Origin of the sequence: Metasolibacillus sp. FSL K6-0083 (assembly GCF_038630865.1) — a bacterium.
GTDB lineage: Bacteria > Bacillota > Bacilli > Bacillales_A > Planococcaceae > Metasolibacillus > Metasolibacillus fluoroglycofenilyticus.
Genome location: NZ_CP152046.1, coordinates 2444723 through 2457427, shown reverse-complemented (window position 1 = coordinate 2457427; position 12705 = coordinate 2444723). Strand labels below are relative to the sequence as shown.

General features: G+C 37.9%; 14 protein-coding genes. 13 read left to right on the top strand and 1 reads right to left on the bottom strand.

The genetic code is table 11. The features are described from left to right. Window positions 1-423: 423 nt before the first annotated feature. The 12 genes from MHB51_RS11450 to rsmI all read left to right on the top strand — a co-directional run bounded on the left by MHB51_RS11450 (window position 424) and on the right by rsmI (window position 9606). Window positions 424-906 carry an RNA polymerase sigma factor gene (locus MHB51_RS11450; RefSeq protein WP_066165680.1) on the top strand — a complete coding sequence of 161 codons (483 nt, stop codon included), beginning with the start codon at window positions 424-426 and terminating at the stop codon, window positions 904-906. After that, entirely contained in the window at window positions 899-1765 is an 867-nt protein-coding gene (locus MHB51_RS11445; RefSeq protein ID WP_342558190.1) for a hypothetical protein, read from the top strand. Before MHB51_RS11450 ends, MHB51_RS11445 begins: the two co-directional genes overlap by 8 nt. Before the next feature lie 70 nt (window positions 1766-1835). Further along, the gene (locus tag MHB51_RS11440; protein ID WP_342558189.1) at window positions 1836-3260 is read left to right on the top strand and encodes an aminotransferase class I/II-fold pyridoxal phosphate-dependent enzyme; all 1425 of its coding nucleotides are present in this window, start codon (window positions 1836-1838) and stop codon (window positions 3258-3260) included. A gap of 18 nt (window positions 3261-3278) precedes the next feature. Then, window positions 3279-3908: a dTMP kinase gene (gene tmk / locus MHB51_RS11435; protein WP_107943678.1), complete on the top strand. Its 630-nt coding sequence runs from the start codon at window positions 3279-3281 to the stop codon at window positions 3906-3908. A 70-nt stretch (window positions 3909-3978) separates the two neighbouring features. Further along, on the top strand, window positions 3979-4308 hold the full coding sequence (locus MHB51_RS11430; protein WP_066165667.1) for a cyclic-di-AMP receptor: 330 nt from the start codon (window positions 3979-3981) through the stop codon (window positions 4306-4308). Window positions 4309-4356: 48 nt separating this feature from the next. After that, window positions 4357-4794, top strand: coding sequence for a YaaR family protein (locus tag MHB51_RS11425; protein WP_066165665.1), 438 nt, complete (start codon window positions 4357-4359; stop codon window positions 4792-4794). Between the two features lie 151 nt (window positions 4795-4945). Continuing rightward, window positions 4946-5950, top strand: a complete 1005-nt coding sequence (gene holB / locus MHB51_RS11420) for a DNA polymerase III subunit delta' (protein WP_342558188.1) — start codon at window positions 4946-4948, stop codon at window positions 5948-5950. Beyond that, window positions 5943-6758 (top strand): stage 0 sporulation family protein, encoded by an 816-nt coding sequence (locus MHB51_RS11415; protein ID WP_066165659.1) that lies wholly within the window; start codon window positions 5943-5945, stop codon window positions 6756-6758. The genes holB and MHB51_RS11415 overlap by 8 nt, the downstream gene beginning before the upstream one ends. 128 nt (window positions 6759-6886) lie before the next feature. Then, window positions 6887-7234, top strand: coding sequence for a DNA replication initiation control protein YabA (gene yabA, locus MHB51_RS11410; protein WP_042479111.1), 348 nt, complete (start codon window positions 6887-6889; stop codon window positions 7232-7234). Between the two features lie 506 nt (window positions 7235-7740). After that, window positions 7741-8490: a tRNA1(Val) (adenine(37)-N6)-methyltransferase gene (locus MHB51_RS11405; RefSeq protein ID WP_066165656.1), complete on the top strand. Its 750-nt coding sequence runs from the start codon at window positions 7741-7743 to the stop codon at window positions 8488-8490. Next, complete coding sequence (locus MHB51_RS11400; protein WP_066165653.1) at window positions 8474-8740, top strand: GIY-YIG nuclease family protein; 267 nt, start codon at window positions 8474-8476, stop codon at window positions 8738-8740. The genes MHB51_RS11405 and MHB51_RS11400 overlap by 17 nt, the downstream gene beginning before the upstream one ends. Next, on the top strand, window positions 8737-9606 hold the full coding sequence (gene rsmI / locus MHB51_RS11395; protein WP_342558187.1) for a 16S rRNA (cytidine(1402)-2'-O)-methyltransferase: 870 nt from the start codon (window positions 8737-8739) through the stop codon (window positions 9604-9606). Before MHB51_RS11400 ends, rsmI begins: the two co-directional genes overlap by 4 nt. Window positions 9607-9882: 276 nt before the next feature. On the opposite strand, the gene MHB51_RS11390 is transcribed toward rsmI, so the two are convergent. Further along, on the bottom strand, window positions 9883-10161 hold the full coding sequence (locus MHB51_RS11390; RefSeq protein WP_042479106.1) for an AbrB/MazE/SpoVT family DNA-binding domain-containing protein: 279 nt from the start codon (window positions 10159-10161) through the stop codon (window positions 9883-9885). Between the two features lie 411 nt (window positions 10162-10572). Here MHB51_RS11390 and metG point away from each other — a divergent pair, with 411 nt between their 5' ends. Further along, window positions 10573-12531, top strand: coding sequence for a methionine--tRNA ligase (gene metG, locus MHB51_RS11385; RefSeq protein ID WP_342558186.1), 1959 nt, complete (start codon window positions 10573-10575; stop codon window positions 12529-12531). Window positions 12532-12705 lie beyond the last annotated feature (174 nt).

The following is a 12705-nucleotide window of genomic DNA, read 5'->3' as shown; positions in this document are numbered from 1 at the left end:
ACATGGAATAAAAGTTGAAAAACGTGGAATAAACTCATAAAAACATGGAATAAACTTCGAAAAGCATGGAATAACGAACCGCTGGGAGCCTATTATAAATAAATTTAAACTATCAGCTAGAACCAACAGTTACTAAAAGTAGAGATAAAACAATATAGATAATGCCTTTGTAAAACAAAATATCAATGGAATTAAAGCTTTCCTGTAACATGCTAATAAAAGCTTGAAATGACCTAAGGAAAGGGAGAAGCTTACCGTTATAGTATCACAGCCTTCCAATAACCTTCAAAATCTACTTATATGACAATAAAAAAATCCGCCATACTTGCCCTAACCTCCTCCTTTTCTACAGATACATAAAATATTTATATTTTTACTAATTCCAATACGAAGTTTATTCGTCTTTAATTATAAGAGGAGGGGATGCGCGTGCAGGATATATATGAGCAACACTATGAAGCAATTTATCAATACATACTCTTTTTAACTACAAATCCTGCGATTGTGGATGATTTTGTTCAGGAAACATTTATCCGCTATTATCATACAAAGCATGTACGAAATGAAAAAGCATTACTTATCCGAATCGCTCGGAATTTAGTATATGACTATTTTAGGCGAAAGCAGCTATTAAAATGGTTGCCTTTAACTAAAACAGATTATGAAGATGAGGCACTTTTACCTGAGGAGTTATTATTACGTTCGCAGGAAGTACGGGAACTGTATAGAGCATTAGCAAAAATTAAAGTAAATTATCGAGAAGTGATTATTCTTCGTTATATTGAAGAACTATCAGTGAAAGAGGTGGCTCATTATTTGGAGTTGTCAGAGGTGCAAGTGAAGAATTATACAGCGCAAGGCTTAAAATCGTTGCGTGGTATTATGGGGAGGGAAGCGGATGTTTGATTTTAAACAATTAGCTGTAAAGCCTAGTGAAGAAAAGAAGGAGCAGCAATATCGTTTGATTGAAAAACGATTACAAAAAAGAAGACCTCATTTATTACCAATTGTATTGCCCCCAGTCATTGTATTAATTGCTTGCTTATTGTTTATTACGATGCCAATCCATCCATCTGAGCGAACAGCGCTTAAATCCAATGATATTGTGCAAATTTTAGGAACGTTAGGAGAGGGGAATCCTAGCTCCATTTATCGTTGGAATGTAAAAAATATAACAAGCCCTTCACTACTTGATAGCTTTGAGCAAGCTTTACATGAAATGAAGCCAATTACGTTGTCAAATGTTCCTGATATTACATATACGGTGCAATTAACATACGAAAATGGGGTAATTGAGAAGTACTTTATTAATTGGGGAGAAGATATGCATCTTGGCGATATGAATGGGGAATGGTACATTTTAGATAATCATAATTTATATGATACAATGGCAGGGCTAGTTTTCCTTATTACTGAACGTGATTTTCGCAGTACAGGATATATTATTTTAATTATCAGTATGTGTTTATTATGGGCAGTTGAAAAAAAGATAAGACCACAAGGACATGATGGGAAGAAACTCCCTTTATATTCAATGAAGTTACAATATGTCATAGATATAGTAATGATGTTAATTATTATTGTTCCATTCATCGTTATAAAAAATCCACTTGTATTTAACTTTTTCGCTACTGTAATTATAAGTGGGGGGTTAAAATTATGGTTAGAAGCTCGCCACGGTGCTGAAAACTGGCGTTATAAAATGATTGTTTATCGTACTTGTTATTTGTTGATAGCGTTTAGCTGTATATTATTTATTATATAGAACATGGGGTCATTCCCCATGCTCTTTTTCATGTATAATGAGAGCAGAAATATGAACGGGGTGAAGGAAGATGAAACGAGAGCGCCCGCTTGTGGAAGCTTTACAAAAATTTATTGAGCAGGAGCCGTATTCTCTGCATGTGCCAGGGCATAAAAATGGCAGTATTTCAAATTTACCAAGTGAAATGTTGCCAACTTTGCGCTATGATGTAACGGAGTTGACTGGACTGGACGATTTCCATCAGCCAGAGGAGGCAATTGCTCAGGCAGAGGAGTTGCTATGTCAAACATACGAGGCAGACCGAAGCTTTTTTTTAGTGAACGGCTCGACCGTTGGGAATTTAGCGATGGTTTATGCAACATGCCAAAAAGGTGATACAGTCCTTGTTCAGCGTAATGCACATAAATCCATTTTCCATGCACTGGAGCTTGTTGGGGCACAACCTGTTTATTTAGCACCAGAATGGGACGAGCAAACATGTACAGCTACACATATTCATTTAGATATAGTGAAAGAAGCATTACAGCATTTTCAAGATATTAAAGCAGTTATTTTAACATCACCTACGTATTATGGAATCGTAACAACACAATTAAAAGCGATTATTGATTTATGTCATACATATAAAATCCCAGTACTTGTAGATGAAGCGCATGGTGCGCATTTTGTTGCGAGTGAAAGTTTTCCAATGTCGGCTTTAGCATTAGGTGCGGATATTGTTGTACACTCGGCTCATAAAACATTGCCTGCCATGACGATGGCTTCATTCTTACATGTGAAATCAGCTCTTGTAGAAGTGGATAAAGTGAATCGCTATTTACGCATGCTACAATCGAGTAGCCCCTCCTATTTATTGCTTGCCTCTTTGGATGATGCAAGGCATTATGTTAGCACGTATATTGAAGCGGATGCGCATTATTTAAAGGAGAAGCGAGCGCAATGGATAGAGTCTTTACGAGCAATTGATGCGCTGACAGTTATTGAGGTAGATGACCCTTTAAAATTGTTGTTGCGTGTTCACGGATATACAGGCTTTCAATTAAAGGAGCAACTAGAGCGACATCAGTTATATGTAGAGCTTGCAGATGCAGAGCAAGTGCTCGCCATTTTACCGCTTCTAAAAAGAGGAGAGGCATATCCATTTGCGGATATGCGTATACGTATAAAAGAAGCCATAGCAACGCTGCGAACAACAGAGCAAGAGGTTTTACCAAAATTAAGTGCGCAATTTAGTTTAACGAAAATCGTGATACCAGAATATCAATTTGGAGAGGTAGAGCAGCTAGAGAAAGAATGGATACCTTATATGCGCGCAATAGGAAGGGTAGCAGCATCCATGATTATTCCGTATCCACCCGGGATTCCATTGTTTATACCTGGAGAAAAAATTACGGTCGCAAAACTAAGTCAGCTAGAGGAATTATTGGCGATAGGTGCAACATTTCAAGGGAACCATCAATTAAATAAAAAACGAATTTATGTCATAAAGCAGTAGTTGGAGGAATATAACAACATGGTAAGCAATTTATTTATTACGTTCGAAGGGCCAGATGGGGCAGGAAAAACGTCTGTGCTGAAGGAAATTGTACAACGCCTAGAGCAACAAAAGGTAAATTTTTTAGCAACGAGGGAGCCAGGTGGTATTCGCATTGCTGAAAATATACGGGAAGTTATTTTAAATCCAGCATATAAGGAAATGGATGCACATACGGAGGCATTGCTTTATGCTGCAGCGCGCAGCCAGCATTTTTATGAAAAAATTATACCTGCACTGCAAGCGGGAAAGCATGTATTATGCGATCGTTTTATTGATTCTTCGCTTGCATATCAGGGCTATGCTAGAGAGCTTGGCGTGGATGAAGTACTCAGTATTAACGAGTTTGCCATAGGGAAAAGAATGCCTGATTTAACATTGTTTTTTGATTTACAGCCTCACATCGGATTGACACGCATTCAAGCAAATCGTTCAGATGAAATTAATCGTTTAGATGCTGAAAGTTTAGTGTTTCATGAGAAAGTGTATGCTGGTTATGAAGAGGTACTGCGTCGTTATCCAGAACGAATTCGCATAGTAGAAGCCTCAAAGCCTTTGGAGGAAGTAATTGAGGATGTTTGGGAAATTTTAAAAGAGGTTATAGTTTAAAAGTAAATGAATTGCATGACTGTGTTGTGCTATAATAGTACTATCAATTTTATTGAAGGGGTGAGGGCGGATGAAATTAGTAGTGGCCGTTGTACAAGACCAAGACAGCAACCGTTTATCGAACGCATTAACAAAAAATAATTTCCGAGCAACAAAATTAGCGAGTACAGGTGGATTTTTACGTTCAGGAAATACAACGTTTTTGATTGGTACAGATGATTCGTTGATACCGAAGCTTTTAGATATTATTCGAGAAAACTGTCGAGCACGAGAACAAATGGTAGCACCAGTTTCACCGATGGGAGGCAATGCAGACTCTTATATCCCGTATCCTGTTGAAGTAGAAGTTGGTGGCGCTACAGTATTCGTATTGCCAATTGAGCAATTCCATCATTTCTAATTCCAAACAAAAGATACTAAAATAGAAGTGGCGCTGGAGGGGAATTCATTGAAAATCAACCAAGATTTACGTGTTCTAAACACCAATCGCAATGAACTACGGCCTACAACACAAAGCGCTAATCGGTTTGGAGAAATGGTTGTAAAACAAGGAACCAAAATGCAAACAGACCAGTTAACACGTTTGCTTGGTGATATTTCAGCAGCAGGGGAGCGCGTAGCAAGATCCCGCAATTTACGTGAGTTGACACGTTATAAAATGTTGATTAAGCGTTTTTTGCAGGAAGCTGTTGATTATGGTCTTGAAATGAAGCAATCACATACGTGGAATCGCTTTGGTGAAGGGCGTCGTTTAAAAATTATCGAAACAATTGATGAGCGTCTAGTTGAATTAGCACAGGATTTATTAGATGAAGAAAAGGAAACAATTGACCTATTGGCTAAAATAGGTGAAATTAAAGGATTATTAATTAATCTATATATGTAAAACCCGTGTCTCCACCACATGACACGGGCTTTTTTCTAACATGGATAAAAAGTCAGAAAAACGTCTGGACGAGATTTAGCCGATGCATAGTTGATTCAACAAGCTTTCTATGAAAGCTGGAGAAATTTGAAGATGTGAAAAGGTGAAGCAAATGGCACATAATATGAATGAGCTAGAAATGCTACAGCCTGTAGTTATAAAGCAAATTCAAACAGTTTACGAGAAAAATAGGATGGTTCATGCTTATATTTTTGATGGTGAAAAAGGTAGTGGAAAAAGAGCTGTTATGCAGTTTTTTGTAAAGCTTTTATTATGCGAAAACGTGTCGAATAATGTTCCATGTGAAACATGTCGAAATTGTTTAAGAGTAGATTCGGGCAATCATCCAAATATTCGACAAATAGAGCCTGATGGACAATTTATTAAAGTCGATCAAGTGAGGGAGCTTATTTCTGAAATGACAATGACAGCAGCGGAGGCAGGTAGGAAAATTTATGTGCTACATCATGCAGATAAATTAAATACAGCCTCTGCAAATACATTGCTTAAATTTTTAGAGGAGCCCGATGGTGATGTTATTGCGATTTTATTGACGGAGCAAATCCAGTCGATGCTACCGACAATACGTTCACGCTGTCAGCATATAAAATTTTCACAGCTACCGCGACAAGTGATTGTGCAGCGGTTAGTAGAGCAAGGTGTCACACAGTCGATGGCAGCTACAGTAAGTGTGGTAGCAAATGAACTAGATACAGCACTTTTTTTAGCGAAAGATGAGCTATTTGCACATGCGAGAAAAACAGTGTTAAAATTAATAGAAGCTGTCAGAAAAAATGTCCATGAGGCGATGTTAATCGTGCATGAAGAGTGGCTACCTTCCTTTAAAGAAAGAAACGAAATGGAGCAGGCGCTTGATTTACTGCTATTTGCTTATCGTGATATTGTCGCATTAAAAGCAAATATGGAGTCTGCTTGTACCTATCCAGATATGTTACAAGCCTTTAAAGATGTAGCCTTACACACGACATACGAGCAATTATCAAATCAAATGCAGGCAATTTTACAAGCTAGACAGCAGCTACAACGTAATATGAATAGGACGTTGTTGATGGAGCAGCTTATGCTGAATCTGCAGGAGGGGTATACATTTGTATAATGTAGTTGGTGTTCGTTTTAAAAAAGCGGGCAAAATATATTATTTCGATCCGGCAATGTACGAATTAGTGGAGAATCAATACGTCATTGTAGAAACAGCGCGAGGCATTGAATATGGTAAAGTCATTATACCGACGAAGGAAGTTGGAGAAAATGATGTTGTATTACCATTAAAGCAGGTTGTACGCCCAGCGGATGAGCGTGATCGTATTCAAGTTGATGAAAATCAAACGGAGGCAAAGCGCGCGTTTGATTTAGCAAATGCTAAAATTATCGAGCATAGCTTAGATATGAAGCTTGTCGATGTGGAATATACGTTTGATCGCAATAAAATTATTTTCTATTTTACTGCGGAGGGGCGAGTCGATTTTCGTGAGCTTGTAAAAGATCTTGCATCTGTTTTCCGTACGCGTATTGAGCTACGTCAAATAGGTGTTCGTGACGAGGCAAAACTATTAGGTGGAATTGGTCCATGTGGACGAATGCTGTGTTGTTCAACGTTTTTAGGTGATTTTGATCCGGTATCCATTAAAATGGCGAAGGATCAAAACTTATCATTAAATCCGACGAAAATTTCAGGACTTTGCGGTCGTTTAATGTGTTGTTTGAAATATGAGAATGATGAGTATGAGACAGCAAAAGAAGGAATGCCGGATATTGGCGATTCAACAATGACGCCAGATGGCATCGGAAAAGTAATAGGCTTGAATGTGTTAGAGCGTATAATTCAAGTTTATTTACAGGAGCAAGAGCGAACAGTAGAGTATACGCTTGAAGAACTATTGCAATCTGAGGGAAATCTTATATAGATTACATGCGTCGTAGAGTAAGTGAGTCTAGATTCGATAGCTCATTTAAAAGCTGGATGCAATGAGGTAATTGATAAAGGTGATAAACTTCAACTGAATAAAGATAAAGATTTAATGGGGTGGCTTGAGTGAAGGACCGTAATTTCTTAAATACCGTTATGGAATTCGAACAACAGCTTGAAGCGATACAAGAGCAATTTAACTATTTAAAACAGTTTGTTGCACATATGATGGAAGAACATCAAACACTTCAAGCAGAAAATCTTCACCTACGTGCGCGCTTAGATGAGTTGCAATCAAATGAAGCGATACAAAATGAGGAGCGCAAAAGCGATGTGGCAGACATCGGTGAAGGCTATGATAACTTAGCACGTCTTTACCACGAAGGATTTCATGTATGCCACGTACATTTTGGCAGCTCGCGTAAAGGTGAGGATTGCTTGTTTTGCCTATCGTTTTTAAATAAAACAACATAGTTAAAAGAGGGCTGTCTAGAAAAGAGTTTCTTTCTGGACAGCTCGACTTTGTTAAAAACCTAATCATCGCGTCAGCAATGATAATCGTATTGTAAATATTTTTTAACTTTTTTCGGCAGAAGTCTCCAACTCTATAGGTAGAGAGATGGATGCAAGTATTAAGCCAGTTTCAGCCGATGTCCAAACACTCGCTGATAAAGAGGAACTTAGTCTAAAACAAATGCATACTAAGATAACGACTGAGTGGCCAATATCGTGTTGGTTTAAAGCCTTCGGCGGATGTCACAGATTTTGAAGGGAGTCTTGTGTGTGATGCAGGTCAGTTAACCGTTGTCACAGGACGTGACGGTTTTAGGTTAATATCCACCAAACAGCTTGAAAAATTTGAACGCAATTAAGCTGAGGCGTAATTGATAATGGAAGGGCTGGGGGAAGGCAGATGAACATTTGCTATTCCACCAGCCCCTCTCTTTTGGTGCTTCATCATAAAGGAGGAAATATTAGAAATGGAACAGTGGCTACGAGATGATGAGCGTTTAGATTATTTATTAGCAGAGGATTTACGTATCATTCAAAGCCCCTCTGTATTTTCGTTTTCTTTAGACGCTGTATTGTTATCACGTTTTGTGAATGTCCCAAAAAACAAAGGACATATTGTTGATTTATGCTCAGGTAATGGGGCTATTCCATTATTTTTAAGTGCACGAACAAAGGCACAGATTACAGGAGTAGAGTTGCAGCCTAGATTATACGATATGGCTTGTCGGAGTGTTGATTATAATGGACTTAACCAGCAGATTACAATGACATTGGGGGATGTAAAGGAAGCTGCTAATCAATTAGGTGTTGAAAAATATGATGCAGTAACATGCAATCCTCCATATTTTTTAGCACATGAGATGAGCGACAAAAATATAAGTGAGCATCATGCAATTGCACGTCACGAAATTCACTTAACATTAGAGGAAGCTGTCATTGCTGCAAGTCGTTTGTTAAAGCAAGGGGGGAAAGCCGCTTTTGTACATCGACCAGGTCGTTTGCTTGATATTATTACAGCTATGAGAGCACATCGGTTAGAACCAAAGCGCATTCGCCTCGTTTATCCGAAAGCTGGCAAGGAAGCGAATACACTATTAATAGAAGGAATTAAAGATGGTAAACCAGACTTGAAAATCTTACCTCCTCTTTATGTGTATGATGATGATAACAACTATACGGCAGAAGTGAGTGAACTTTTATATGGAGAGCGTGGCTAAGCATTATTTTTATGTTTTACAATGTAAGGACGGGTCTTTATATGCGGGTTATACGAATAATTTAGAACGGCGGGTTGCTGTCCATAATGCTGGTAAAGGTGCAAAATATACGAGAGCAAGATTACCTGTCACATGCGTCTATTTTGAGGAATTCATTACGAAACGGGAGGCAATGCAGCAAGAATATGCATTTAAACAGCTAACACGTGAAAAAAAGGAAGATTACATAGGGAGGAATGAGCAAGCATGAAATCACAAAAAAGTAGCCAGCATGAAGCCAGTGCTTGCCTCTATTTGGTCGCGACACCAATCGGCAATTTAGAGGATATAACGATGCGTGCATTACGTATATTAAAAGAGGTTGATATTATTGCTGCTGAAGATACGCGTAATACGAAAAAACTTTGTCATTATTTCGATATTACAACACCACTCGTCAGCTATCATGAACATAATATAGAAGCGGGTGGAGAAAAGCTTTTGCACTATTTGCGTGAAGGGAAATCCGTTGCACTTGTTAGCGATGCGGGATTACCCTGTATTTCAGACCCCGGTGCAGATATTGCCATGAAGGCAATCGCAGAGGATTTTGCTGTTGTGCCGTTACCTGGAGCAAATGCTGCATTGACGGCATTAATTGCTTCAGGTATTACAGCACAGCCGTTTTATTTTTTTGGTTTTCTAAATCGACATAAAAAGGAGCGCCGCTTACAGCTTGAAAGCTTAAAAAAGCGCCAAGAAACAATTATTTTTTATGAAGCGCCGCATCGCTTAAAAGATACTTTGAAGGATATTGAGCTTGTAATCGGCAATCGTCAAATTACATTAGCCCGTGAATTAACAAAGAAATTTGAAGAGTTTTTGCGCGGTAATGTGAATGAGGCAGTAGAGTGGGCGATGAACAGTGAAATTCGGGGAGAATTTTGCATTGTGCTGGAAGGTAACCAAGAGGTCCCATCAGAGGATGAGCAAGCATTTTGGACAAGCATGACAATTGAAGAGCATGTAGACTATATAATTGAAGAAATGGATATATCCTCGAAGGATGCTATTAAAGAAGTTGCGAAACAACGCAATTTACCAAAGCGAGATGTATATCAGGCATATCATAAATGAACGAATGCTTAACATCCTGTTTGTGATGAGTAATCGCCGGAGCACATTATTTTTGTACTGAGAGCAGGGGGACAGGTGCAGAGAGGGGAAATCCAAGAACTCGATATGTATAGGAACATCGCATTAGCTAGACTTGCGGAGGGTATCATAAATTTTGAGGGGATTCCCAAAAAATCCAGATTAGAGTTGGCCGAGGGGCATAATGGATATTGTTAAAAAGGCTGTCTGATAAGTGGCGTATAGGAGCACACTTATCAGACAGCCTTTTCTATAATTTTATTTTTTTAAGCCTGCTTCGATTTCTTTAATTAATAATTCAGCACCTTCTGGGCTTAAAATTAATTTACCACCTACAAGACGTAGGTTATCGTCAGATACTTCACCAGTTACAGCACATGTCATATTTGGCATGTATTTCTTTAAGATGATTTTGTCGTCATCTACATAAATTTCTAAAGCATCTTTTTCAGCAATACCTAATGTGCGGCGTAATTCAATCGGAATTACTACACGTCCTAATTCATCGACTTTACGAACAATACCAGTTGATTTCATAATATAATTCCTCCTTAAAATAAATTGTATAACAATTCTACAAAATTCGACATGAATTGCTTGTCTACCATGAATCATACCAAGTAATTACATAATCGTCAATAAATTAGTTTGAAAAAAAAGTTACTTTATAAATGATTTGTTAAAAAGTAAGTTAAAATGCCGGTTTATTGAGAGAAATTAGGATATAATAAGAAAAAGCATCTATTTATTTATCGGCGTTATTCTACAAAATTCGACATATTTTGTCGATTTATTTAACTTCTTTCAATGGACGTCCCGGATTTCGAGGGAATTTCCTTGTTAGAAAAAACTGACACCCTGTTAAGGCTGTAATATTCTATCATTGAAACGAAATTCGTACTTCGATAGAATAGATATTATATTGCAAAGTAATTGGAGGCACTTTACGTGAACGAAAAACAGACATTTTATATAACAACCCCTATCTATTATCCGAGTGGAAAATTCCATATTGGTACAGCGTATACGACAGTTGCATCAGATACGATGGCACGTTATAAACGACTGCGCGGCTATGATGTACGTCTTTTAACAGGTATGGACGAGCATGGACAGAAAATTCAAGAGAAGGCAGCGGAGGCTGGCAAAAATCCACAAGATTATGTAAATGAAATTGCGGACGCAGCGAAAAAGCTTTGGGCGTTGATGGATATTTCATATGACGATTTCATTCAAACAACGCAGGAGCGCCATAAACAAAGCGTTGAAATTATCTTTAAAAAGTTTTTAGAGAATGGTGATATTTATAAAGGCGAGTATGAGGGCTTATATTGTGTGCCGTGTGAGTCATACTATACAGAAATGCAGCTTGTAGATGGTAAATGTCCTGATTGTGGACGTGATGTACAAACGGTAAAAGAGGAATCATATTTCTTTAATATGAAGAAATACGCGAGTCGACTATTGGAATACTATGAAAATAATGTAGAATTTATTGAGCCGGAATCACGTAAAAATGAAATGATTAATAACTTCATTAAACCAGGATTAGAGGATTTATCGGTTTCACGTACATCATTCGACTGGGGAATTAAAGTACCCGGTGATCCTAAGCATGTTATTTATGTATGGGTAGATGCACTTTCAAACTATATTACGGCATTAGGCTACGGCTCTGATAATGAGGAACTATTTAATAAGTATTGGCCAGCAGATGTCCATGTTGTAGGAAAGGACATTGTACGTTTCCATACAATTTATTGGCCAATTTTCTTAATGGCACTTGATTTGCCACTACCGAAAAAAGTATTTGCACATGGCTTTATTATGATGAAAGATGGAAAAATGTCGAAATCAAAAGGAAATGTCGTATATCCTGAAATGCTTGTAGAGCGTTATGGATTAGATGCAGCGCGCTACTTCTTATTGCGCGAGCTACCATTTGGGTCGGATGGCGTATTTTCTCCAGAATCATTTGTAGAGCGTACAAACTTTGATTTAGCGAATGATTTAGGGAACTTATTAAACCGAACTGTATCCATGATGAATAAATATTTTGATGGCATTATCCCGACTAATAATTCACAATCAACGGAGTTTGATGAAGCGCTAAAAGCACATGCAAACGAAACGCGTATTAAATATGAAGAAAGTATGGAGAAAATGCAATTTAGTGTCGTATTGGCAGAGTTATGGTCGCTTGTTTCTCGCACAAATAAGTATATTGATGAAACAGCTCCTTGGGTATTAGCGAAAGAGGAAGCAGATCGACCAAAATTGGCATCGGTTATGGCGAATTTAGCAGAAAGCTTGCGCCATATTGCGGTTATGCTACAGCCGTTTATGACACAAACGCCAGCACGCATTTTTGAGCAGCTAGGGTTAGATGATAAATTATTAGCATGGGATACAATTGAAACATTCGGCAATGTTATTGCGCCAAACGTTAAAGTGGCAGAAAAAGGAACACCTATTTTCCCGCGTTTGGAAAATGAAGTGGAAATTAATTATATTCGTGAGCAAATGCAAAGCTCAGTTCAAACACCACAGGAGCAACCAAAAAATCCGGAGGCTGGAGAGGTTGCAGAAATTTCTATTGATGACTTTATGAAGATTGATTTACGCGTTGCTACAGTGACTGCTTGTGAGCCTGTGCCAAAAGCAAATAAATTATTGAAGCTACAAGTTGATTTAGGATACGAAAAACGTCAAGTTGTTTCAGGCATTGCGGAGCATTATACACCTGAGCAGTTGGTAGGTCAAAAGGTGATTGTTGTCGCAAATTTAAAACCAGTGAAGCTACGCGGAGAATTGTCACAAGGGATGATTTTAGCCGGCTCGCATGATGGAGTGTTAACATTAGCTACAGTTGATTCAAAACTTGAAAACGGTGCAAAAGTAAAATAATGTATGAGGGGCCTGTTGGAAAAATTGTTTACCACAGGCTCTTTTTATTGAAAAATAGAATATGGATTAAATTATATTAGCATAATTAAAAAATGCAAAAAAAGTATTAAAAGTAGTTATATAGGACTAAATAAAAATTCTATACACATATAATGTCATAAAAGATAAGATTTT